The 22,940-nt window shown below is 69.6% G+C and carries 26 protein-coding genes; 8 read left to right on the top strand and 18 right to left on the bottom strand.

The genetic code is table 11. From position 1 onward, the window contains the following. Positions 1–117: 117 nt before the first annotated feature. The 9 genes from ACFV6V_RS24975 to ACFV6V_RS24935 all read right to left on the bottom strand — a co-directional run bounded on the left by ACFV6V_RS24975 (position 118) and on the right by ACFV6V_RS24935 (position 9,552). The gene (locus ACFV6V_RS24975) at positions 118–324 is read right to left on the bottom strand and encodes a hypothetical protein (RefSeq protein ID WP_385568923.1); all 207 of its coding nucleotides are present in this window, start codon (positions 322–324) and stop codon (positions 118–120) included. Between the two features lie 68 nt (positions 325–392). Continuing rightward, the gene (locus ACFV6V_RS24970; protein WP_385568921.1) at positions 393–626 is read right to left on the bottom strand and encodes a hypothetical protein; all 234 of its coding nucleotides are present in this window, start codon (positions 624–626) and stop codon (positions 393–395) included. Positions 627–755: 129 nt separating this feature from the next. Next, a complete protein-coding gene (locus tag ACFV6V_RS24965; RefSeq protein ID WP_376539193.1) occupies positions 756–1,130 on the bottom strand; it encodes a hypothetical protein in 375 nt (124 codons plus the stop codon). Between the two features lie 87 nt (positions 1,131–1,217). Next, positions 1,218–1,598, bottom strand: coding sequence for a hypothetical protein (locus tag ACFV6V_RS24960; RefSeq protein ID WP_030795580.1), 381 nt, complete (start codon positions 1,596–1,598; stop codon positions 1,218–1,220). A gap of 486 nt (positions 1,599–2,084) precedes the next feature. Beyond that, the gene (locus tag ACFV6V_RS24955) at positions 2,085–4,202 is read right to left on the bottom strand and encodes a hypothetical protein (RefSeq protein WP_385568918.1); all 2,118 of its coding nucleotides are present in this window, start codon (positions 4,200–4,202) and stop codon (positions 2,085–2,087) included. Between the two features lie 98 nt (positions 4,203–4,300). Further along, positions 4,301–5,059: a hypothetical protein gene (locus tag ACFV6V_RS24950; protein ID WP_385568916.1), complete on the bottom strand. Its 759-nt coding sequence runs from the start codon at positions 5,057–5,059 to the stop codon at positions 4,301–4,303. 1,020 nt (positions 5,060–6,079) lie between these two features. Continuing rightward, on the bottom strand, positions 6,080–7,849 hold the full coding sequence (locus ACFV6V_RS24945; protein WP_385568914.1) for a hypothetical protein: 1,770 nt from the start codon (positions 7,847–7,849) through the stop codon (positions 6,080–6,082). A 372-nt stretch (positions 7,850–8,221) separates the two neighbouring features. Continuing rightward, positions 8,222–8,563, bottom strand: coding sequence for a hypothetical protein (locus ACFV6V_RS24940; RefSeq protein WP_158709002.1), 342 nt, complete (start codon positions 8,561–8,563; stop codon positions 8,222–8,224). Between the two features lie 614 nt (positions 8,564–9,177). Continuing rightward, positions 9,178–9,552: a hypothetical protein gene (locus tag ACFV6V_RS24935; protein ID WP_385568911.1), complete on the bottom strand. Its 375-nt coding sequence runs from the start codon at positions 9,550–9,552 to the stop codon at positions 9,178–9,180. Positions 9,553–9,729: 177 nt separating this feature from the next. Here ACFV6V_RS24935 and ACFV6V_RS24930 point away from each other — a divergent pair, with 177 nt between their 5' ends. The 4 genes from ACFV6V_RS24930 to ACFV6V_RS24915 all read left to right on the top strand — a co-directional run bounded on the left by ACFV6V_RS24930 (position 9,730) and on the right by ACFV6V_RS24915 (position 12,513). Next, entirely contained in the window at positions 9,730–10,110 is a 381-nt protein-coding gene (locus ACFV6V_RS24930) for a hypothetical protein (RefSeq protein ID WP_360119429.1), read from the top strand. 15 nt (positions 10,111–10,125) lie between these two features. Continuing rightward, complete coding sequence (locus tag ACFV6V_RS24925; protein WP_385568908.1) at positions 10,126–10,689, top strand: hypothetical protein; 564 nt, start codon at positions 10,126–10,128, stop codon at positions 10,687–10,689. Continuing rightward, the gene (locus ACFV6V_RS24920) at positions 10,686–11,177 is read left to right on the top strand and encodes a hypothetical protein (protein ID WP_385568905.1); all 492 of its coding nucleotides are present in this window, start codon (positions 10,686–10,688) and stop codon (positions 11,175–11,177) included. Before ACFV6V_RS24925 ends, ACFV6V_RS24920 begins: the two co-directional genes overlap by 4 nt. A 640-nt stretch (positions 11,178–11,817) precedes the next feature. Beyond that, positions 11,818–12,513, top strand: coding sequence for a hypothetical protein (locus tag ACFV6V_RS24915; protein WP_385568903.1), 696 nt, complete (start codon positions 11,818–11,820; stop codon positions 12,511–12,513). Here the strand turns inward: ACFV6V_RS24915 and ACFV6V_RS24910 are convergent. The 5 genes from ACFV6V_RS24910 to ACFV6V_RS24890 are packed head-to-tail and all read right to left on the bottom strand — an operon-like array spanning position 12,510 to position 15,470. Further along, positions 12,510–13,778 (bottom strand): hypothetical protein, encoded by a 1,269-nt coding sequence (locus ACFV6V_RS24910; protein WP_385568900.1) that lies wholly within the window; start codon positions 13,776–13,778, stop codon positions 12,510–12,512. The genes ACFV6V_RS24915 and ACFV6V_RS24910 overlap by 4 nt on opposite strands. Positions 13,779–13,796: 18 nt before the next feature. Next, positions 13,797–14,243, bottom strand: a complete 447-nt coding sequence (locus ACFV6V_RS24905; protein ID WP_385568898.1) for a hypothetical protein — start codon at positions 14,241–14,243, stop codon at positions 13,797–13,799. Continuing rightward, positions 14,240–14,656 (bottom strand): hypothetical protein, encoded by a 417-nt coding sequence (locus ACFV6V_RS24900; protein WP_030795183.1) that lies wholly within the window; start codon positions 14,654–14,656, stop codon positions 14,240–14,242. Before ACFV6V_RS24900 ends, ACFV6V_RS24905 begins: the two co-directional genes overlap by 4 nt. Next, complete coding sequence (locus tag ACFV6V_RS24895; RefSeq protein ID WP_030795186.1) at positions 14,653–15,000, bottom strand: hypothetical protein; 348 nt, start codon at positions 14,998–15,000, stop codon at positions 14,653–14,655. The genes ACFV6V_RS24900 and ACFV6V_RS24895 overlap by 4 nt, the downstream gene beginning before the upstream one ends. Continuing rightward, a complete protein-coding gene (locus ACFV6V_RS24890) occupies positions 14,997–15,470 on the bottom strand; it encodes a hypothetical protein (protein WP_385568895.1) in 474 nt (157 codons plus the stop codon). The genes ACFV6V_RS24895 and ACFV6V_RS24890 overlap by 4 nt, the downstream gene beginning before the upstream one ends. Positions 15,471–16,030: 560 nt before the next feature. Here ACFV6V_RS24890 and ACFV6V_RS24885 point away from each other — a divergent pair. The 4 genes from ACFV6V_RS24885 to ACFV6V_RS24870 are packed head-to-tail and all read left to right on the top strand — an operon-like array spanning position 16,031 to position 19,630. Beyond that, positions 16,031–17,011, top strand: coding sequence for a hypothetical protein (locus ACFV6V_RS24885; RefSeq protein WP_385568892.1), 981 nt, complete (start codon positions 16,031–16,033; stop codon positions 17,009–17,011). Positions 17,012–17,023: 12 nt separating this feature from the next. Continuing rightward, the gene (locus ACFV6V_RS24880; RefSeq protein ID WP_385568890.1) at positions 17,024–18,403 is read left to right on the top strand and encodes a hypothetical protein; all 1,380 of its coding nucleotides are present in this window, start codon (positions 17,024–17,026) and stop codon (positions 18,401–18,403) included. After that, on the top strand, positions 18,400–19,203 hold the full coding sequence (locus ACFV6V_RS24875) for a 3'-5' exonuclease (protein ID WP_385568888.1): 804 nt from the start codon (positions 18,400–18,402) through the stop codon (positions 19,201–19,203). The genes ACFV6V_RS24880 and ACFV6V_RS24875 overlap by 4 nt, the downstream gene beginning before the upstream one ends. 4 nt (positions 19,204–19,207) lie before the next feature. Then, positions 19,208–19,630, top strand: coding sequence for a hypothetical protein (locus tag ACFV6V_RS24870; protein ID WP_385568886.1), 423 nt, complete (start codon positions 19,208–19,210; stop codon positions 19,628–19,630). A 547-nt stretch (positions 19,631–20,177) separates the two neighbouring features. On the opposite strand, the gene ACFV6V_RS24865 is transcribed toward ACFV6V_RS24870, so the two are convergent. From ACFV6V_RS24865 to ACFV6V_RS24850, 4 genes are all read right to left on the bottom strand, one after another. Beyond that, positions 20,178–20,414: a hypothetical protein gene (locus ACFV6V_RS24865; RefSeq protein WP_030794391.1), complete on the bottom strand. Its 237-nt coding sequence runs from the start codon at positions 20,412–20,414 to the stop codon at positions 20,178–20,180. 14 nt (positions 20,415–20,428) lie between these two features. After that, positions 20,429–20,710 (bottom strand): hypothetical protein, encoded by a 282-nt coding sequence (locus tag ACFV6V_RS24860; protein ID WP_385568884.1) that lies wholly within the window; start codon positions 20,708–20,710, stop codon positions 20,429–20,431. 107 nt (positions 20,711–20,817) lie between these two features. Then, a complete protein-coding gene (locus tag ACFV6V_RS24855; protein WP_385568882.1) occupies positions 20,818–21,141 on the bottom strand; it encodes a hypothetical protein in 324 nt (107 codons plus the stop codon). Beyond that, complete coding sequence (locus tag ACFV6V_RS24850) at positions 21,141–22,811, bottom strand: hypothetical protein (protein WP_385568879.1); 1,671 nt, start codon at positions 22,809–22,811, stop codon at positions 21,141–21,143. Before ACFV6V_RS24850 ends, ACFV6V_RS24855 begins: the two co-directional genes overlap by 1 nt. Positions 22,812–22,940: the final 129 nt, after the last annotated feature.

Below are 22,940 nucleotides of genomic sequence, written 5' to 3'. Positions count from 1 at the left end.
TTCGTTTATGTTTATAATTTCCAGGACGGGTCCCAACACGGGGTGCCGGCCGACTGGGGCGTCCACTACCGCGCCGCGCGGGGTCCCCGGCTCGGGCCGGGGACCGCGCGGCTTGGTTCAGCTGCGGCGGCGGTCCAGCATCTTCAGGATCACGCCCAGCGTGCCGACCACGACGATTGCGGGGATGAGGTGCTGGATCAGCCACCACACGCCGTCAAGGCCGATCGCGCCCCCCACGATCAGGGCACCGATGCCGACGACGATGGCCAGTCCGTACCGGCGTCCGTCGTCCTGGCGGGCGTTGTGGTTGTGGTTCCGGCGCATTGCGTTGCTCCTCGTTGAAGGTTCGGGGGCCGGGAGGGGCTGCCACCCCTCCCGGCGGGCGTTCGGGGTTAGCGGCGGACGGGCTCCAGGTCCTGGGGCATCCCGTGGTTCGCCACGAACTCCATGACGCCCTTGGGGGAGTGCATGACGACCGGGGGCTCACCCCGCTTGATCACCGCGATCCAGCCGAAGGCACGGCGTTCGGCGGTGTGCAGGTATCCGCGCTGCTGGAGTCCGAGCAGTGCCTTGGTGGCCTGCAAGTTCTCCTGCGCCTGCTCGTCGGTGGTGGGGGTGTTCCGCATTGCGTCTCCCGGTGTTGAAGGTTCGGGCCGGTGTCGGGAGGGGCTGCCATCCCCTCCCGGCATCCCTAATTCTGCCTTATTTGGGGGTCCGGGTCCAGCTTTTCGCGTCGCTCGTTCGGGTGACCTGGATCACACGAGGTTGCGGGCCTGGAGCACTCCGACGAACTGGCGGGCGACGGTGGCGACCTGGGCGCGCGGGCGGCGGACGGCCTGGAGCCCCAACAGGCGCTGTCCGCCGCGCTGGATGACGTACGGCTCGCCAACCGCCGGGATCGCAAGGGCAATGAGCCCTTCCGCCGTGTCGACGCGCACAACGGGCCCGTTGGTGACCGGGTCGATGCCGTGCCCGACGATGACGGCCGGAACGCCGTGCTCCTTGGTCAGCTCCTCGCTGATCGCGCGGGCCTCGATGATGGCGGACGCCGTGGCGGCGTCGATGTCGGCGGGCTTCGCGGCGGGCCACTCGGGGGCGACGGTCTCGGGCTTGACGGGCTGAGTGCTCATGCTGTGCGTCCTTGCGGTGTTGAAGGTTCGGGGCTCGTCCGGGGCGGGCTGCCATCCCGCCCCGGACGGTGGGGCTCTTGCGGTCGCTTACTCGGTGTCGAGCGCCCGGCGGTGCAGCTCGGCGTACGCGAGCGACTGACGCGCCCGGCTGAGGCGCTTCCGCCGGTCGTCCGGGGCGTATGCGTCCAGCTCGCCCCGCGCGATGGCGTCGACCATCCACACCGGGAGGGTGCCGAACGCGATACGCGCGGCCTCGTGCAGCTCGGCGAGCGTCGCGACCTGCGTGATCTCCTCCGGGGTCGGGAGGGGGTTCTCCCGCAGACACGGGCCGGTGAGACCGGTCTCCATGTGGCACGTCATGCAGACGCGGGCGACGTTGAACAGGTCGTGAACGATCACGCCGTCCACCCAGACGGCGTCGTAGGCGTCCACGATCCAGTGCTTCGCGGTGCCGGTCTCGGTGTTCACGTGGTCTCCCTGGTGTTGAAGGTTCGGGCCTGTCGTCCGGGGCTGCCATCCCCTTCCGACATCACTAATTCTGCCTTATTCGAGTGCCTGAGTCCACCTGAAACAGTCCTCCGAACAGGTGACCTGCATCACATCTTTCCGCAGGTCAGCGGCGGTTTCCGCCCCCCTCCGCGCGGGCCTTGCCCGGCGGCCTCCGCCACAACTCCGCCCGGTGGGCGGGGGCTCCCCTCGGTCGGTCGGGCAGCTCCGCCGTACCGCCGGTTCTGCGGGGGGTGCCAGGCTCGCGCTTGCGCGACCGCGAAGCGGCTCGGCCTGGCACCCCCCGCAGGTTCGGTGGTAGCCCGAAGGGTGCCCGTCCGGCCGAGGGGAGCCCCCGGCCACCCCTCCACCCCAGCCACTTCCCGGCCCGCACACAACGACGGAGCCCCCACCCCCTTGGGAGTAAGGGCCCGCCGGAGGCAGAAAATCGTGAAGCTCAGCCCCTCGTCAGAACGGGTCGCTGGCTGGCTTCGGCGTCGCTGGGGACGGGCTCGTTGTGGGCTGGGGAACGATGACCGGAGTTTCCTCCGCGGTCGCGGCCGCCGCGTCGTCGCCGGTTTCCACGGTCTCCTTCTCGTCGGCCTCGACCGGTTCCTCCTCGACCTCCGGAGGTTCCTCCTCCCAACCCTCGTACTCGGCGGCGTCGTCCGGCTCGCGTTCCGGAGCCGCCTCGACGGCCTCGACGTCCTTGCGGGCCGGCGGCGGGGTAAAGGGGAGTTCCTTCGTGAGGTCGACCGGCGGCTGCTGCTCGACCACCTCGTTCTGCTCTGCCTCCGGCACCGGGTACCGCGGGGCAAGAGCCATCTGCACCGTCTGGGAAGAGTCCTCCGGGTGACCGATGGCGACGATGGCCTCGCCAACACCGAGTTCCCGTAGCTGGTTCGGGTGGACCTTGAAGCGGTCGACCTGGCGCAGGGAGCCGACTCCGGACCCGGCCGTGGTCGAGCCGAGAACGCCGATGTCCTCCTGGACCTGAAGCGTCTCCTCCCACCCTTCGTACGTTCCGAGTAGTTCGGAGACCTGCTCCGCGGACGCTTTGGTGCGGTGCAGGATCAGCACGTCCGCGTTGGTGAGCACGGCCGCCAGGAACGCGTCGGACACGTCGGCCAGGTCCGCCAGGTCCTGGGTGCACACGAACAGACCGCCGCCAGCGGCACGCAACCGCTGGAACAGCCCCGTCATCGTGCTGCCCCCGAGCCCGCTGAACTCATCGACGCCCGCGATGAACAGTCCCCCGTTCTCCCCGAAGTTCTCCGTCAGCAGCCGGTCTCCGACCGATCCGAGATCGGTCAGGAACAGGTTGCCGATCTGCCGCGCCGCCTTCGCGTCGGTGTTCGCCGCGAGGGAGAACAGGACGATGTCGCCGCGCTTGACCGACTCGTAGAGGTCGACACCGTCCGGCGTCTCGATCAGGACGCGGCCGGCGTCGCCCGACACCAGGTTCCGGATACGGGTGGCCAGGCCCGGGATCGACCGCTTCAGATCCTTGGCCTCGGTGTTGAGGTAGTTCAGGTAGTCGCCCAGTTCCTTCTGCAGCCGGGGCGAGAAGTGGTTCGTCCGGGAGCCGAGAGACTTCAGCGTCAGCAGACGGGCCAGGTCGGGAAGGTCGCGGCGCCAGGCCCTCGTCGTCCCGTCGGGGAACAACTCCGTGACGCCTCCACGAACCAGATCGTCCAGGGCCCGGACGGCGTACAGCAGGAACTCCTCGGCGGCCTCTCGGTGGTGCGGCTCGGAGAACCCGCCGCCGGCCACCTGGTCCAGGCACTCCACGATCCGGCTGCGGATCTGCTCGGCGGAACCGTGCCGGATGGGGTTGTACGTCGTACCCGCCCCGGTGACCGTGACCAGTTTGAACCGGCGCCCCGCGTGATGCGCCCCTCCGGCCATAGCCTCGATCAGCATGGGGTCCGCCTTCATGTCGGCGAACAGAAACCCGATACCCAGGGGCCGCGCGTGCGAACTGACCACCAGCTCGTACACCAGCTGCTCGATCGTGCGGGACTTTCCGTATCCGGACGCTCCGGGGATGAATCCGTGGCGCCTCATCGCACGGCCGCTGATCTCACATGCTTCGCCGGTCATCTTGTCGACGCCCAGCCGGATACGCAGGTCGCCCAAACTCTGCGCCGGGGGACGGTCATCGTTCTGCGCGAGCTCCCGCAGCTTCGCCTCGATACGCTTCTGCGGCACCGGGTCCTTCACCGTCCGCCACTCCGCCTGGAACTTCGCTCGCCGGATGAGCCACGCTCCGCCGACCCCGGCCGCGACGGTCACACTGAACGGAATCTGGTTGCCCACCCAGCTCACCCAGTTCTCCTGGGCCAGTTCTGCCAGAGCGGCCCGGTTCGGGCTGTCCCAGATCGCCGTACCCAGTTCGCGGTACGGCACCAGGTACCACCGGAAGAAGCCGATCAGCGCGCCGACGACTACGGCACCCCACCCGGCCCAGCACACCCAGTGCCGGGCCCGCGGCGGGAAGCGGCGGCCGGCCGCGACCAGGACCAGCACGAGAATCGCCGCGACCGGGTTCAGGACGGCCAGGATCACCCCCGCCGCCCTTGCCACGGCCTCACCGGAGTTTGGGTTGATGGGCTGCGAACCCTGCCACTTCGTCGTAGGTCCGCCTGCGATGTTCCCTCGCGCTCGCTGGCTCCGTGGCGTACTCACTCTGCTCCCCGTTCTTCTACATCCCAGACGCGGACAAAGATCTTCTGTCCCCGCCCCAGCTCGACGGCGGAAGCGTTCGCTTCCTCCGCGGCCGACTCCACGTTCTTCAGCAGTTTGGGAAAGGCCCAGTACATGGCGTAACTGATGTGATCGGCGTTGACGTACAGCAGCATGTTCCTCACGAGACGCGGACGCGCCTTCTGGGTTCGCTCCAGCTCGTGGGCCCACACGGTTCCGTCCGGACGTAGACCCACCAGGTCCGGGTAACGGCGGCCGCGCCCGTTCTCCCCCGTCGACACCGCATAGGTGGGCTCCGTGCTCGCGTACTGGTTCGGGGTATCGCGAGCACGGATCTCCCGCTCGGTCACCAGCTCATCGTCCGGCCTGATGCTGCTGATGTACTGAGCCAGGTCGACCACGGCCAGGTCGTGGTTGTACTCCTTGATATTCGGCGTCACTGCGTTCCCAGGAATGTTCAGCAGTTCCGTCGCCGACTTCGTCAGCCAGAACACCTGAGCGCGCCGTCCGGGGAGCTGGCCGGCTGACAGCAGACCCATCGACGTCAGCGCTCGGAGCCTCCGGTACACCACCTGACGAGACGGCAGAACTCCGCCGTCTCCCGTGAACTGCCGCGTGACCTGCTCTGCCGTTACGCCGAACCACCGGCCGATCCACTCCAGAACCGGCACGTCCCGCTCGGTAAGCCGCCAGTTCTTACCCTTGGGCACCACCACTTCGCGGACTACAACCTCCACGACAACCAACTCCCACCGTGACTTACGAACGCGCGCCGTGCGGCACACGGCGAAACTCCGAGGTTCAAACCGGCCTCGCCCGCCCGCAGGGGCCGAGGAACGAGAGCCCCTGCCGTGGTGGCCGACGTAGGAGGCCACCACCAGATCAAAGCAGCCGACCCCGCCAGGGGTCGACCAAGGTCCGGCGCCCTGGTGGCAGACCAAAGGCCCCCCGGGGCCGACGTCTGCCGCCAGGTGAACGCCGCCGGACCACCAAACGCCGCCCGAAGGGCGCCCACTTCAGTAACCTCGCCCGACTCCGACGGAAACTCTCCGACTCGCCCAGCCACCCACCACGGGGCGAACTCGACAGCTCGCCGCCGACGGAAGCAAGGGAACCAACACCCTCAAGACGCGGAACTCGCCACCGGTGGACAGGGTGCATCACGACGGCACAGATCAGAGCCGATCACCGTCCGCACACCGACCCACCTCCTGGCGGCACCCTCCCGGCGAACCCAGCGCCCCCCCCCGCCGGAACAAGTACCCCCACCGGCTTCAAGTTTCGCTGCCCATCCCCGCCCAGTAACTCGCCAGCGACAACTTGCAGATACCACTCCTCCGTACCACCCACCGGCCCACCCTAGTTCTTAAAATCTTCTCTCTCTTCTCTTGTCTTTCGTCTTTGTCTTTCTCTTTTGTCCTTGTCTTTGTCCTTCGTCTTTGTCTTTCACTCTCTCTCACTCACTCTCACTCTCCTCTTCTCAGTTCCTCTTCTACCTCCACCACACTCAACCTGTGCTCCCCCCACCCCCTCTGATCTGAACCCACGTGCTGCATCCTGACCACCCACTTCCTGAGGGACGATGGGAGTGGGTGGTCAGGATGCAGCACGTGGAAAAGGGCAGGTCAGAGGGGGTGGGGGGAGCACCCTTTGTCACACCCTGTTTTACACATGGTTTTACACCCTGCGGCAAACTCCGAGTTTGCTAGCAGGGTTCACGCTGCCGAACTGGCGGGCGGCTACCCCGTGATACTCACCTAGGCGGCCGCTCCCCACTTCGCCATGTACCGGCGCTCACGCAACTCGGTGACCCTGGCCTTCTGCTGGGCCGGCGTCAGCTCACGGAAACGGGCCTTCCACTCGTCTCGACGGCTCTTCCTCTCCTCCGCGGCCAAACTCGCCCACCACTGCTCGCGACGGCTCTGGTCGGCCGCTGCACGCCTCTGGAGGGCCTTCTCCTTCTGCTCCTGCCAACGGCGCTGCAGCTTCTCCCTGGTGGCCTCCCAGGCCCTCGCGAAGGCACTCCGCTCGCGCTCGATCCGTGCTGCCGTTGCTGCCTTCCGCTGGGTCATGGACCTCAGTTCTCGGACGGCCTGACCCGTGAGCTCCCATCCCTTCCGTCCGGCCTGGGCGATGCGGAGCTTCCTCAGCACCTGGAGGCCGGTCTCCACGTTCATCAGCTGTGCCCGGGTCGGTCGGGGGGTGGGGGTGTAGCCGCTGAGGGTGTAGAGCTGCGCGACGGTGAGCGGGCCGGGGTGGAGGGCCAGGGTCGTAGCGAGGCTGAACCAGGAGCGGCTGCGGGGGGCGGGGGAGTGACTACAAGGTGGTTCAGAAGTTTCAGCACGGAAGTCCAGGGTGAGCAGGTTCAGGCTGAACTCGTGCGACGCCTTGGGGCCCATGCTCTGGTCGTACGTCCGGGTCCGGATGAGGACTCCGTCCTCCACGAACGCGTCCAGGGCGTCCCTGATCGTGTTCCGGGACTTCCCCGTGTCGTTCTCCAGGTCGCGTTCGGGCAGCGGCCGGCAGGCCAGCCCCTGACGCGCCATGCGGTCCCCGATGGCCGCGAGGATGTGTTCCCTGCTGTGCCGGGTGGCGGTGGTCCAGTTCGGCCAGTGGAGTTCCCGTACGCCTGCCAGAAGCGGGCCTGTGACCTTCTTCCAGCGCTCGGACGCGGACTTACCTGTGCGGCTGTTCCTGTGGTCGTCCACGTACTCGACGGCGGCGTTCCAGCAGTGGTTCACCCACCAGCGGTGGCCGCGATTGCGGGCGCGGTGGAAACCGAGGTGTGCCGGGTCGCTGACTACCTGCCATGCGGCGTCGGCGTCGAACCCCGCGATGATGAGGCGGGCGGTAGAGAGTAGTTCGCTGAGGGAGCGGTCCATCCAGTAATCGGGACCGGGCTTACGAAGGCGCTCCCAGAACTCCCCCTCCGGAATCGTGGAGATACGACGCTGCCAGGGAGTTGCCGGAACTTCCTTTCGCAGAGTTGTGACCGGCCGGGTGTACTGGGGCATGTTCATGGCCCAGGACGGCAGTGTGTTGGCGGCTCCCTCAACGAACTCGGGAAGGTCGACGCGGCCGCTCTTGCGGTGCGGTGCGGAGAGCGGGCGGAGGGTACGGCGCCAGTCGATCTGGCGGGCCGTGGCGCCCCAGTGCGCGCGGACGGTTTCCACCGTGGTCTTGAACTCGGCGCGGGCGGCCTGGGTGCGGAAACACGCGATCAGGTGCCAGCGGCCGGCGCCGCCGCCCGAACGGCGGGTGACGAACCAGCCGTCCAGTTCCCTGGCGCGGGTGGTGAGGTGTTCGAGCGCGCTGGTGCTCCAGTCGTCGTCGTCGCCGTCGACATCGACGGCGACCGCGCTTTCCCGAAGGGTGGCGACGTAGGAGGCTGCGCGGCCGGTGCGGACGAACTCGGCGGCCTCGCTGAGGAACTTCAGCGGTCGGCCGGTTGCCACCTTCGAGTTTCCGCTGTCGATGCAGAAGACGGGGGCGGCGAATAGGAGATCGTCCAGCAGCATGGCGGCCACGCGGGCTCGCTCGGCTGCGCTCTCGGTGTTGTCTTCCGTCTGCTGCCGGGGCAGGGACGAAGTGCTGGGAAGGGGGAAAAGCGGCTCGGTGGCCGCTGCCCTGTGCGTACGGGGCTCGGCGGTGGGTACTCCCGTGAACGGCGCGCGTGACACACCGCTTTCGGGCAAGGAGGTGCCGGCCCGGGGACCTGTGGCTATGATGGTCTCCAGAACTGAACGACATGAGGCAGCACAAAGCCCGCATCGGGCGATGTCGCCGACGTCGATGGAAAAGGCCCTGATCAGCTCACTGGCGACCAAACCGATCGCTGACAGTGCCTTGGGATTCAGTTTTCGTAGGCCCCGCGGGTGAGTCCCCGGGGCGTGTATCAGTTACGTCGATATGCCCCCATGGCGACTACCCCGAGGGAGGGGTGCGTCCTGAGCCGGGTTGGACGGGCGCTGTGCACCCTCGATCCCCTCGATCTCCTTCTTCACCATCTCGGCTGTGCGCTTCCAGTCCAGCGGCACGTCGCCACGCAGCACCAGGTGCTCCACGACGGCGCCGATGAGACCGGCGGCAGCCAGGCGGGGGTGAATCTCCCGCAGCTTCGGGATCAGAGCCTCTGCCACCACGGGCGGCAGGTTGACGGTGATCCGCCAGTTCTCGCCGGAGGCAGGGTCATAGGCGCTCTCACGATTCGTGAGCATCCGCTTGTTCCCAGTCCCGGCCATGATCCGTATCTTGCCATCTCCGACCCCTTCCGTGCATCACGAATCACGCGTGTCGGAGCACTTTTTTCACGTCCGTCCCGCCCTGCTCAGCGCGGAATGTCCGGCCTTCGACCTGTTCATGTCGGCTTGCCACTGTGGTGCCGGCGCGTCAACGACGCCTGGGTGTCCGTCCTTCGCGAGGGTGACGGTTCGTCACCCTCGCTCTGCGTGAGCGTTAGACGGGGTGCCAGCTCCTGCGGCAGCGCTCTGCGTTGCCCGGGGGCCACGTCGGTGGATCGCTCGCCGGACGTGTGGCGGCCCCTCTTCGACGGAGGCCGGAGGGGCGGGACGCTGTTCTTCGGGCTCACCTCGGCTGGGCGGCCTCCGCGACCAGTTCACGGAGTTTCCCGGTGAGGCCGGGGGCGCCTCGTGATGCCGACGGCAGAAGTTCCGCGCGGACCGTGAGCGTGGCCGGGCGGCCGACGGAAGTGTCGAGCCGATTCCGGAACTCGTACCGCATCCGGGCTGCGGTGTGCGGCGCGACCTGAGTTTCAGTGTCGGTCGCTGGTGGCGAGTACGTCGAGTACCGGCCGGAACATGTCCCGGGAAACCTCGATCGTTCCGCCGGGCAAGGATCAGCTGACCGCGTCGTCACCTCTTCGAACGATGAGCTGGTGGCTGCCGGGCACGTCGGTCCGGTCGCTCGTGACGTAGCCCCGCCGCCGCAGCACCCGGCCGATCGCGGCGGCCATCGCCGCTTCGGTTTCGTCCTGGAGTTGCACGTCGGGGTGCTCGTCCTCCTCGCGGTCGATGGCGTCGGCGGCCTGTTTCAGCAACTCAGCGCTGCACGCCCACCCCACAATGACGGCCTCCAACTCGCGGGACTCCACCACGTCCACGCCGCCGCCGGCGGGAGGGGTGGCCGGGGCCGAGGGGAGATCGCTCAGGGGAAGGCCCGCCAACTGAAGCGTGCGGTAGACCTCGATCCGCAGGCCCTCGACGTCGTCCACCGTGTTCTCCGCTTCTCCCGGCTCCCGTGTGCCGCTGCCGCGACCCCGGAGAAACGCTACTGGTCACATGGGTTCGACGGCAGCAGCGCACTGGTGCACGACTGCTGGAAACCAGCCAGCCGTCCGGAAGAACCGTTCCCTGTTCGGCGCGGGCGTCCGCCCGGTACGGTCTGCCGTATGCCGGACAACGCCCTCGCGCCCTCCCCGCTCGCCGTCCCCGGCCTGCCCACACCGTGCTGCCTCGACGGCCGCGACCTCATGAAGACGTGGGTCACCGCCTATGGCGCCGCCGTGAACTCCGGGGAAGCGGCCCGGGAGGTGTATGACGCCGAGATCGCGTGGACGACGCACCAACTGGTTGTGCACCGGTTGAATCCGCCCCGGGTGGACGGCTGCCACAACTGCGTGGAGTGGGCGGCGAACCTGGGGCTGGGACCGGACGATTCTCCGGACCTCGACCACCCCGTAGAGTACGAGGCGGCCGAGCACGCGGTCCGCCATCAGGTCTTCGACCCCATGGTTCGGCACTTCAGCGGCGGCCGTCACACTTTCGTCTGACCAGGACCTGCGACCATGCCAGAACCCGCCGCTACCCGCGATCGGCAGGACCGTACGACGGCGGCCGGACTGACCGGCACCGCCGCGGTGTGCGTCGTCCTCGCGGCCGGCTCGGGACACCGGTGGCCGGTACTCGTCGCGGCTGGTGCACTGATCGGCGCCGTGATGGTGTACCGCCGGGTCATGCGCGGTGCTTACGCGTACTGGGTCGCCTGGGCGGTGTCTCCCGTCCTGAGCCTGCTGCTTCTGTGGGCCCAGCCCTCCGACCTCCGCGATGCGGCCGCACTGCTCGCCCTGCCGTGGGCCGGGCTGAGTGCTGTGGTCGCGCTCGTGCTGTTCGTGCTGTGGCGCTCTCGCCGCGGCGGTCATCTGGACTGGGTGGTGTGGCACCCCGACCTCGGCCTCCTGCGGCGCGAGCAGACGAAGCGGGCGGCCCTCGACTGGGCCCGGTGGCACTACCGCGAGCCGAGCGTGATCGACCGCCTCGACCGGGCGCCGGAACTCGCGCGGCAACGTCCGCTCTACCCGTACGCTGACCGGCCGCTGAAACAAGCCGACTGGCCGCAGGAGTCGCTGTGACCCGGCCTCCAGAGGACGGGGCGAGGGACCGCGCCGGGGCAGGGGTCGCCGCGTTGGGTGCCAGCGCTCCCGACTGGGACGCGGTGGGCGCTCTCCTGCAGCGCCGGGGCCAGGACGCGGCCGTCGTGACCGTGGCCCTGGCGTACCTGACGGCCTGCGCCGAGTGGCGGACCGCAGAGCAGAGCGGCCGCATCGGTGTGCAGCTCGACCGGTACATGAGCCGGTGGCAGCGTACCGAGAAGCTGCTCATACACCGGCTGCGCCGCCGGGCCGTGCTCAAGGCCGCCCCGCTCGGTGTCCGGCGGGCGCGGTGGCGGCAGGCACAACGGATCGTGGCCGCGCTCGACGTCCGCGGGCTCGGCGTCTACACGATGGAGCGCGAGGAAGCGCTGCACGCCTGCGGGCTCATCGCGCTCGGGGTCGTCCACCACCTGGTGGCGGGAGCGGCCCTGCCTGCCATCTGCTCGACCAGCACCGAGTGGGCCTGACGGCCAGGGACAGGCGCCCCTCTGTCAGCACCTGCCGGTGGATGGTCACACGTACCGGTGGTCCTTCCGCGTGTCGGGGGCGGGCCCTCTCCCGGCTCGGGCACGGTGGGGTGGTGCTCCGTCTCCTGTCCGCCCTCGTCCTGCTCGCTGTGGGGTGCACGGGGTGCGTCAGCGTCGCCGGGCAGGCTCCGCACCCGGACGGCACACGGCCCCCGGCGAATGCCCGGCCGATGATCTTCCCGGAGACGCCGCTGCCCTCACCTCCACCCGCTCTCGAAGTGCTCGTGGACACCTCCGAGGACTCGGCAGGTTCCGCGACGTCCTCCCCCCGGCCGGCGAAGGAGACACGGAAGGCGCCGCCACGGTCCCCGGCCTCTCCAGCCCGCGCCGCACCGGCCCCAGCCGAACGTCGCGCGGCTCCGCGCCCGCGCCCCCGGGTCGAGCACGTGACCCCACGGCCGCGTGCGGTGCCGAAGCGGCCTCCGGTTCGTCCCCGCCCTGCCCGTTCGTACGACATGGGCACGGTGTGCGCCATGTCGAAGGGGGCCGTCGACCCCTCGCTCTCGCGGCTGTGCGAGTCGACCTATGGCTGGTGAAATCGGCGCCCGGGTCCGATATTCTCGCGTCTTAAGACGCGAGAATGGGAGAAGCGATCATCACCACGTCAGCAGCGGAGTCCGAGGGCCCCGCCGAGAACGCGACGCTCAGCAGCGTCGGAGCCGCCATCACCGGGGCCCTCGCCGTGGGTTGGGAGGAGATCCGCCGCCACCATCCCGACGTGCCGGACGCCGTGGTGACGATGGGGACCCGGCACCGGAAGCCTCTCTGGGCGCACTTCTGGGCCCAGCAGTGGAGTCTTACCGGCGGCGACAAGGTCCCGGAGGTATGGATCGCCGCTGAGGGCCTGGCCCGCGGCGCCGCCGACGTGATGGGCAGCCTGCTGCACGAAGCAGCGCACGGGCGGTGCTCCACCCGCGGGGAGAAGGACTGCAACGCCGCGCAGTACCACAACAAGTTCTTCCGGGACTCGGCCCAGGTGCTGGGGCTCGCCGTGGAGCGCTCGGAGCGCAACGGCTACTCCGTCACCTCGATCACGGACATCGCACGGCAGCGCTACCGCGAGCAGATCGCCGCACTGGAGGCGGCGATCCGGGCGGAGCGGACGATCCCGCCCTCGGGCGCCACCGCCACCGGCGGGCAACGCCGGAACACCAACTACCGGCCGGCGAGCTGCCAGTGCCGTCCCGTGCGCACTCTGCGGGCGGCGGCGGGCACCTGGGAGGGGCCGCCAGTCATCTGCGGCGGGTGCAACAAGCCGTTCGTGATGACGTCCTAAGCCGCGAGACGCAGAGACATGGTCGCGCTCTGCTCCCAGTCCGGGACGCTGTCGACGTACTCCCAGAACGCCCGGCTCTTGGGTGCGTGACGGGAGTGGATGGCGACCTGGTGCGGTGGCTTCTTGCTGCGCAGGGCGGCCTGGATGAACCCGCGCCTCATGCTGTGCCCGGTGATGCGGCGGCCCTGCTGCAGAGCACGGCGGAGGCGGAGCCGCCAGCCGGAGAGGATGCTGCTGGCCTCGGCCTCGCTGTCGGTCGCCGCCGCGGCGGCGACCGCCTCCGCGCGGTCTTCCCAGACCTCGGCGACCGCCCGTTCGTCCTCGTCCTTGATGAGCCCGGCCGCGCGGGCGGCCGTCTTGATGATGGTCCGCACGGTCCGGGCGGTGATGCCGCCCTGGCGGTCGGCGTCGTCGTTGCGGCGGCCGGCGGCGTCCGCGCCGATCTTCCCGTGCCGGTCGATCCGGCGGAGGAGGGGACCGTCCGTGAGCTGCCCGGCGTCGGCGAGGACGTCGAACCACCGGCGCACGGCGGTGACCGGGCACAACTCCGGTGCGTCCAGGGGCGCCAGGATGCGGACGGTCTCGCCCTCGGCGTCCTGGTCCGCCTTGGACTCCCTGACCTCGACCTCCAGCGCGGGAACCTCGTGGATCTCCCCGGTCTCCTCGTCCGTCAGCTCCACGGTGAGGATGCGGATGTCGTGGATGTTGAGGGCGGCCGGCTCGCTGCACCGCCCGGCCATCCACCAGTCGAGCACCAGCGTGACCGCGTCCCGCGCCCCGCGCGGGGTGCTCACGTTCAGGGTGGCGACCATGCGCCGCAGGTCTTCCGGGGTCACGCCGTCTGCCTTCAGCGGGCCGGGACGGACACCCCCGATCCCCTTCGCCTCATGCTTGGCGCGTCCCCGGATGACGCCCTCGATCGCCTTCAACTCCTCGGCGTCCAGCGGCGATCCGTCCAGCGCACGCATCCCGCGCAGGGTGCCCGACATCGCTTGCAGCGTCTTGACCGGGTGCCCCCGGTCGGCCAGGGCGGCGATGAACGACGCCACGGCGCCGCGCTCGGCGGTGTGCCAGTCGACGTCGCTGCACCACTGCGCGTACTCCTGCCAGCGCCAGGCCCGCGCGTCCCGGCTCGACCGCGGGACGCTCTCCTCGAACCACTTGGCAGCGGACGCCGACAGGCGCATTCCGGTCCTGGTGGTCACCGTCTCCATCTGCCGCGCGATGGGGCGAGACGGCGGGAGGACGATGTCAGTGCTGGTCACGGCAGGGGCCTCCGGGGCTTACTTCCGCTTGGTGCGGGTCGGCGGGAGCATGGCGCGTACGGCGGCCGCCGCGTCCTGGGCGGCCTGGTGGACGGCTTCGGCGCCCGTGCCGGACGCCCGGGTCATCGCCTTCAGCGCGTCCAGCAGCGTGGCGACGGGGTCCGGGGTGCCGTCGAGCGGCTGGGCTCGGTAGACCAGCACGGCTTCGCCCGGGTCGGACGGCAGCGTGGCGGGGAAGATCTCGACCTCCATCCGGCCGGCGCGGTAGGCGAATGCGATCTCCAGCCGACGTCGCTCGTCCGGCAGCCCGGTCAGGTCGAACTCCTCGCCGTCCAGCAGCAGTTCCACCAGGGGGAAGACGGCGATGCCGCGTCCGCTCCGCAGGGCGGTGTGGACGCGGGTCTTGATCGCTTCGGCCTCGGGCCCCCACCCCTGGGTGCGGGCCTGCTCGTAGGTCTGGCTCACCGGCCCGTGCCCTCCGTGCCCTGGGTGTCGTTGTTCAGGGTGCGCATCTTTTCCTGCACTTCCGCGGCGGTCAGCCGGATCAGGCGGTCTCCCCGGAAGGGCTCGTCCGGCGGGGAGGGGAGGGGGAGAACTGCGGTGGGAGCATCCGCTGGTACGGCCGGTCTGCCGTACACCGCCTTCAGTGCGTCGGTCAGCGCGTCGTGCCGTGCGGCACCCCGGGCGACGCCTTCGAGACATGCCGTCAGCTTCCGGGCCTGCGCGCTCAACGGCGCCCCGGCTGCGGCCAGTCGCCCCAGTTCCGCGGCCTCGACGGCAACCTCCTCGGCGAGACGCTGCACATTCCCGGCGGCTGTGGCGATCTGCTCGTCCAGCCGGTCCCGCCCGGCCTCCGCCCGGGTGTACGGGGCGGTCACCGCGCGCCCTGCCGGTCGCGGGCGGCCCGAATCGGAGCACACCGCCCGCAGGTTTTCACCGAGCACACCGGAGCATCCCCCGACCGCCACCGGTACTCGTGACAGTGCTGGTCACGGCCGGTCTGGGGCACCTGCTCCAGGGCGGTCCGGATCGCCTCGCGGGCCTCGTCCAGCGCGGCGGGCCGGCTGGGGGCCTCCTGCAGAAGCTCCAGCGCCCGGCTCAGGGACGCCCTGCCGGACGCCAGGCCGGGCAGCTCGGCGAGCGGGACCAGGTCCCCGCGCTGGGCGTCCGCCGCATCGGCCTCCATGCACCACCGGCCGTACGGCATCCGGTCGCCGGTCACTCGCCGTTCTCCGGCTGCTCGACGGTGAACTCGACCCGCTGGACGCCGAAGTCGTCCGTGACGGCCCGCTCCTCGTACGCGAGGCCGGCGGCGTCCAGTTGGGCCCGCGTCTGGTCGACGGTGCTGGTCTTCCCGCTGTTCAGCGGGCCCAGGATGGCGGCCCCCTCGGCGCCGTCCAGGATCGTCACCGGTCCGCCGCCGAACAGCTCGGGCGACACCAGGGGCTGAACGGACACCGTCTTCTCCTCGCCTCCCCGGGCGATGCCGCGTCGATCGACCACCGTGGTGGTCCACCCGGTGAGGTCGCCCTGCGGGTCGGTGTCGACCAGGCCGGTGGCCCGACCTTCGCGGGCGAGCTGGTCGAGCAGTTCCGGGCCGCTGACGCCGCGGCGGTCGGCTTCGGCCTGAAGCAGCCGCTGGACGTCCTCGGCCGACCGGCCGGGCTCCTCGGTCTCGTCTCGCTCCGGCATCGCCGCCCCCTCCGGTAGTTGTCAGCGCCTGTTGTAGGCGTCTGCAAGCGCGCTGTTTCTGATTTCCGCTAAGGAGACGGTATCGGAAATCAGGCGGCCGGCGAGGGCAGACGACGCCGCCCTAACGGGTACTTCGGACGCCTAACGGTTCTGTGAGAGCGATTCTCCGCTCGTCCCCTCCCCGCGCAGCCTTCCGGTCCGGGCTCACGGCAGTGCCCTGACTGGAAAGACAGCAGCAGCAAGCGGCGGTGGCGTTCGTCGCTCTGTGCTGTTCTCCTGGGATCGAGTTTTACATGTATAGACCCCTACCTTGAAACGTAATGCTGTTCTCAGATCGTCGCGTGTCGAATCGTTCCTGATCAGACCCTGTGTCGATTCAATTTCATTGCGTTGCATTGCATTACATTTCATTGCGTTGCATTGCGATCTTGAAATGGAATGGACTACACTCCGGAGTCGGAGCGGTACGGCTGCTCCCTCGGGAGCCGGTTCTCTGTCGGTGCGACATGAGACCGTGAGGCCCCTGGGCACGGCCGACCCGCAGGGGGAGGAATCCGAGGGTGAAGAAGGAACCGCCGTCACCGAGCCTGGCCGCCGCCACGGTGATGGACCCTGATCTGACGAAGAAGGAACGGGACCTCCTGGAGCAAGCCGAACGGCATCCCCGCTCGTACAGCGAGGGCGAGATGAGCGTCTGGTGGGCCACGGCTCCGCGTCTTCTCCGTCCCGGTGCCGGCGTCGCGGCCCTCGCGGGCGGGGCCTGGGTGACCGGGGGAACCGAGTGGTACACACCGAGCCCGCACGATGACCGGGCCACCATGACGGACCTCGTCGACCGGTCGATGCAGGGCATCTTCGATACGCTCCACTCGGCACTCGTCTACGCCTGGCCAATCGGTGCCGTGGCTCTCGGGGTGGCGGCGTTCTCGTTCGCGACGGACGCGGCCGTGCGCAACAAGTCGGCGCGGCGGCTGGCCGAACTCCGGGGTCGCTGCATCCGGCCCGCGGAACTCAGCGATGACGCCCGCGCCCTCCTCGCCCGTGCCCAGCAGGCGAAGGAGGCTGTGCGCACATCGGCGGTGCACCGCTTCGACCTCATCGACCGGCAACACAACGAGGTGTCCCTCCCCCGTCAGGAGTGGGAGATCGCCGAGGACCTGCGGGAGTACACCCGGCTGGTGAAGGCTGAGCCTGCCAACCCCGAAGGGGGCAAGGTCACCGCGCTGCTCGATACCCGGCGCCGGGCCATGCAGGCGAGCCTCGACGGGATCGCCCGGCGGGTCAGCGCCCTGGAGTCGTACGCCGCCCAGGTGGCGAAAGCGGATGACCGGTACCGCGAACTGCAGCAGATTCAGGCCCTGACCGATGGCAGCGACGACGTCCTCGACTTCCTCGCCCGCACCGCGCGCGATGACCTCGCCGTCGCCGAGATCGAGGGTATGACCGGAAAGGCCGCCGCCGTCGCCGATGCCTTCACTGTGGCGCTCGAATCCGCTAAGGAAGCCGCCGTCATCGCCCTGCCCGCACGCAAGACCGCCTAGGAAGAAGCAGCAATGACCGACCAGGCCAGCGAGGCCACCAGCGACGTTCGCCTCTGCGCGTTCCCGGCCGGCTGTAGCCGCCCGGTGAAGGCGAAGGAACCCGGCAAGTCGGGGGCGCGGGCGAAATACTGCGACGATCCGGACCACACGTCTCTGAGGGCGCTGCGGTGGCGGGAGGCCAACGGCAAGGACGAACGGGGCAAGCCCGCGGGGCATGTCGTGCCCGACGACCTGTCCGCGCTGCCCCACAGTTCCGCGGTGGCTGAGGCTCAGGTCACGGAGACCAGTCTCCGGTCCCTGATGACTCAGCTCCTCGAAGTGCTCCCCCAGCACCGCGCGGCGGTCGAAGCTGCGGGCGATCCGGAACTGGCGAGTGTGCAGGTCGCCAATGCGCAGGCAGCCGCCCAGCTCCGCATCGCTGAGGCGGAGTCGAAGTACGGCACCGAGCACGAACTACGTCTTGCTGCCGAGTCGGAGCAAGAGCGTCTTCAGGGCCTCCTCGAAGAGGCCCAGGAGGCGGCGACTGAGGCCGACGAACTCCGAGGGCAGGCCGAGACTCAGAAGGAAGAGGCGGCGGCGGCCGCCGTCGCGATGCTCGTCCTGGCCGCCCTGTCCGTACGGCACCAGCAGGCTGCCGAGCGGGCATCCGCTGAGGCCGTCGCCGCGGCGGACCAACGCGTCAAAGAGGTGCAGGAAAGCACTCGCGCGGAGATCGAGCGGATCACGACCGAGGCGAACGGCCAGATCGAAGCGGCCAGGACGGCGGCCGACGAACGGATCGAAGAACACCGGGTCCAGTTCGAGAACGACGCCACCGAAAAGATCGCCGCCGCCCGGAAGGACGCGGAGGACAAGGTCGCCGCCGCCCGGAGGGACGTCGAGACCATCGAGCGGACCACCAGGGAACGCGTCCAAGAGCTCCAGACGGAGACCGCCCAGCACAAGGCGGAGGCGGAAGCCGCGAATGCACGGGTCGCCGAGGCCAAGCAGGAACGGAAGGACCTGATCCAAGAGCACCTGAACGATCGCAACAGCCTGATCGAGCAGCACACCAAGGAACGCGGCGAGCTAGTCAAGCAGCACAACGACGACCGGGACCGCCTGCTCGAACAACTCCAGGCCAGTCAGAAGTTCGGCGCGGACCAGGCAGCAGCGGCCGAGCGGGCGGAGAAGGCCCGCAAGGCTCTGGAGACCCAGCTCCGTCGCCTGGAGCGACAGGTGAAGTCCCCCGCCGGCGGCAGCAAGGGGAGCAAGCCGTCCTCGCCTGCGGCGGACGGCCACGGCCGTGACCACGTCAGCAGCCCCGTGGCCGAGGACGAACCGATCCCCGGGCAGAAGCTCATCGTGAACGAACAGGGTCTTCCGGTCCGCGACGGGGAGGGCGACGAATGACCGCCGACCCCGCGCTGCTGGACGATTTATTCACCCAGGAGATCGACGGCAGGGCCGCCCAGTTCGTGCGGCCGGCCGACACCGACCGCCATGACTTCGCGGTGTACGACGGGGACGCGTTCCTCGGGATGCTCTACTCGGACCAGGTCCTCGGGACCGCCGGGTGGCGGCTCGGAGGGAGCGGTGAGCGGCACGGCGCCCTGGACGACGCGGTGCGGGCCCTGCGCAGACCGCGATCGTGGCCGCGAGAGCGGGCGCAGGTCGCGGACTGGGCCCGGCGGCTCCTGGCGGACGACTCACTGGCTGCGGTCGATATCGAGACCACCGGCCTGAACGGGGCGTGGGCGGTTCAGATCGCGGCCACCGACAAGAGCGGCACCGTACTCTTCGACTCGTACGTAAACCCGCAGGCCGAGATCGAGCCGGGCGCCATCGCCGTCCACAAGATCACCCCGGAGAGAGTGGCCGACGCACCTACCTTCGGAGAGCTGCTGCCCGCCCTCAGTGAGGCACTGCACGGACGGACGTGTGTGGCCTACAACTTGCCCTTCGACAAAGGGTGTTTGGAACGGGAGCTGGAACGGCACAGTTCGGCAGAGGTAGCCGCCCGATGGCTGGGCGAGTGCCGGTGGCACGACGCGATGGAGCCGTACGCCGTCTGGAAGGGCCTGTGGTCGGTCAAGCGGGGGCGCTACCGCTCGCAGAGGCTCGGAGGCCCGCACACCGCCGTGGAGGACTGCCGCTTCCTCCTGGCGAGGATGCAGGAAATGGCGTCATTCGATCGACCGGTAGGAAGCTGATCCTGTGGAGGAACGTGCCGAACTGCTCGACTCCCCCGGCGCGTTGGCCCAGCGGATTCGAGAGGACATCTTGCAGATCCGGGTGTTACTCAGCCGAACGCGACTGAGTGGGGAGGAGAGCCCGGAACACCAGGTGGCGCGGGCCGCCTGGACCCACCGCCGGGCGATCCTCGAAGTTCTGGCCGCAGAGCGCGGTGTCTCTGTGGAAGAGATCAGGGTGTCCGAGGTAGCAGCGTACGACCTGATCGCGGCCACCGTGTCCGTCCGCGCACGCTTGACGGAGAGCTGTGAGGACCGGGACGGCACAGGTGCCAGTTTCCTCGCAGCGACGGCGTTCCTCGGCTCTCAGACCGGCGCTGAGGCGCGGCTGCCCGAGTGGAGCCCGGAGCCGCCTGGGTCTCTCGGGGACGGCGAGCCCCACGCTTAGTGAGTCGTGGGTCGAGCTCGCTGCGCGTGCGGCGCCGTCGTCGTCTGCTGCCCGCCAGTGAGCATCATCGGCTCTGCGTCTCGGGCGGCTGGTCGCCGTGACGTCACAACACAGGGAAGCGTGGCCGATGCGGGTGGGAGGTGCCGCCGCACGGCCCTTGGGGGCCTCACGGCTGGGTACCTCCGCTCGTCGGTCCTCGGCTGCGGGTCCTCGGGGGTTCCGTTCTGTGGCCGGGGTCGAAGGCGATGCAAGATGTGCGCTTTGCCGGTTGCCGGACGTCTGTCCGTGGCACAGTGGTTGGCAGCTCAGCGCCGACTCCCCCCGTGGTCGGCGCTGAGCTTTCTGCTGGCCCTCGTGACCTTCTGAGGTCGCGCCTCGTTGATCCCGGTGAAGGTAATTCCGCATCGACTTTCACGCTCGGCGCCGAGCGGTGTCTTCGGAACGGTCGCTGATCGGGTCCGCCCGCGGAAGGGTGTTGAAGACACCGAGGGGGCTTCTCCTCCTACCCCCGCGGGGGTAGGAGGAGAAGCCCCCTCGTCGTTCGTCGTCAGTCCAGGCCGGCGTACGCGATGCTGAGCACTGTGACGGTCTTGGTCTCGGCACCGACCATCAGCACCACCGCCAGGTCCCCGGCGGCCCACAGTCGCACCACGCCGTCATCGACGTCGCCGTAGGGCTCGGTCGCGGTGATGGGGTCGGTGAGTGAGTCGAGCAGAAAGCGGGCCAAGCGGTCGCGGGCCCGCTCGGGCAGGCTCCGGTAGACCTCGTGTTGCGTGGGGTCCATGTAGAGCCGGTAGTTCACGCGACCCGCCGCTCGCTGATCAGCTCGGTGACGTCCGTGTACTCCGGCGGCAGAGCGCCGCCGTGCTGACGCTGGTAGTCCAGGACCTCGGGGGCCTTCGCGGCTCCGGCCCGCAGGTCCTCGATGAGCTTCTGCCACCGGGCACCGAGGGCTTCCAGCTCGCTGAACGGGGTGAGGTTCAGCTGACGCATGAACTCCATCCGCTGGCCCGGCGTCAGGGCGTGAGCGATGGCGTCCGGGGTCCACTCCCCCTCGCCAGGATTCATCGCCTCGCGCATGGTCACCGCCTTCCCGTGGCACGGGGCTCCGGAACGGTCACCGGGCCCTCGCCCCCAGAGTAGCGGCGGCAAGGGCCCGTACGGGATACGACGGACAGTCCCGGCGGTTACCGGCCGGTGCCCGGAGGAAGGGCGGGACGGTCCCGGCGCCCGCTCATCGGGCGTCCGCCGCGGCGTTCTCCTCGGCGGGCGGGCTCCTCCCGCTCGACGTGCACGGTGTGCTCCTCGGCGGCCGGCGCCGGGGCGGGAGCTGGGATGACGGTGAAGACGATCCGGTACGCGGGGGTGCCGGGTTCGGACCGCCGGTTCTGCAGACGGCGCGGTTCGTCTACGGCGACCGGTACTGGGTACGCCGCGAGGGCCTTCCTGATCAGGTCCGTGACCTGCTCCTGTTCCTCGACGCTCGCGCCCATGATCCGGATCTCGGCCATCAGCGGGTCACCTCCCGGCGGACAGCGGCCTCTGGGAGGTGAGCGCGGCCGCGGGCGCGGGACCGCCGCAACAGCTCCTCGCGTACGTACTCGCACCCCTTCACCGCAGGTAGTCCCCTGACCGGGGTGACCGGGTCGTCCCCCTCCCGCAAAGCCCAGGATTCGTCGGCGGCGAGGTGCATCGGGCGCTTGCCCGCCCGCGTGGTGTCGGCCGCGATCAGCTTCTGGTCCTCTCCCGGCCGGCCTGGGACGATCAGGCGTCCACGGGTCGCGTCCCGCACCCGGACCAGTACGCGCTCCCACGGGGAGGCGTCCGCCAGGTCCTCGTCGGAGAGCCCTCCGGCGTGCCGCTCCCCCAGCGGGGCGGACGGCTTCACCCGCCGGTCCAGCAGCACCTTGCCGGTGGAGGCATCCACGACGGCGATCTCGATGATCTCGGTCGTCTCGGTGTCGCTGGTCGGCTGCCCGGAGGACCTGGTGCACAGCAGCACCGCCGTGTCCGCCGCCAGGATCTCGCGTGCGTGACGTGCGCGCTGGCCCCACCGGGTGCCGCCGACCGTGATGTCCGCGCTGTAGCGGGCGGCCTGCTGGTCGGCGCGGAGCTCGGCGGCGACCTGCTCGCGCGTCGGACCGTCCTGATCGTCGCGGGCCCAGTCCAGTGCCCACGCGCCGGTGCGGTCGTCGTGGAAGGCCCACACCTCGACCTGGTGCCGGTCGGCGACGGCGGCGGCGAAGGCGTGGATCGCCTCGGCACGGGTCGTCACCCGGCTGTACTCGCGGAGCGGACTCGGCTCTCCGGCTCGTACCGCGCGGACCTCCTCCCACGGCACACCCGGAAGATCCCGCAGGCCCTCGACGTCGCGGGTCCGGAACAGCGGTACCTCGATCCACCGGCGCTTGCCGACCCGGGCCTCTACGTGGGAAGCCGGGGTGATCCAGCCTGCGGCCACCACATGCTGCCAGTCGGTGGGGTACCGGATCTCCAGCAGTCCGGCCGCCTCGTCGGCCCGGATCAGCCGGTCCCCCGTCACCTTTTCGCACAGCTCCTCGTCCGCGGCGAGCACGTCCAGGTCCTCGACGCCGAACCGTCCGCCCCTCCCCGCACTGATCCGCCCGTCCTGGGCGACCTGCTTCAGCTCGGCCACCTTCCACCCCAGACGGCCGGCTGCCTCGTCGGGCGGCAGGCTCACCTCGACCCACGCGGTCCACTCGGCCTCGCTGCGGGCCTTCGCCTCCTGCCGTGCGGTGATCAGCTCAGACATCAGCGCCTTGGCGTCCTCGGATACTGCGAGGGCCCGCGCGTCGCGTACCGAGTAGAGGTCCCAGCCCTTGTACTTGTCCACGACGCGCAACCTGGTCTTCTCGGCCAGGGGCACCACGTCGGCGGACTCGACCGCGAGGCCGGTCAGCTCGGCCAGCAGCTCGGCCGTACGCCGGGCGCCGTACCCCTCGCGGTCCGCGATGCCCTCGCGGATCTCCTCGACCCGCGGCGCGAGGGCGTCGGCTGCCTCGCGTGACCACCCCTTGGACTTGTCGCGGGGCGGGATGAGCCCCAACTCCTGTGCACGGGTGACCATCCAGGGCTCGATGCCCAGTTCGGCCGCCAACTGCGTTCCGTTGACCACTTTCGGCCGCGCCTTTTGCGCCGCGACCGCCACCTCTTCGGACATCCGTAGAGCCCTTCCATTTCTCGCTTACTTTCACCGACGCCATTTCATGGATAGCAGTACCGGAAACGCTTTGCAAGCAGAATCGACAATCGGCCAGGAAGGCGCCAGAGAAAAGGAACGACGGATATG

Source organism: Streptomyces sp. NPDC059828 (genome assembly GCF_042731955.1).
Lineage (GTDB): Bacteria > Actinomycetota > Actinomycetes > Streptomycetales > Streptomycetaceae > Streptomyces.
This window is presented reverse-complemented; position numbering and strand designations above follow the sequence as displayed.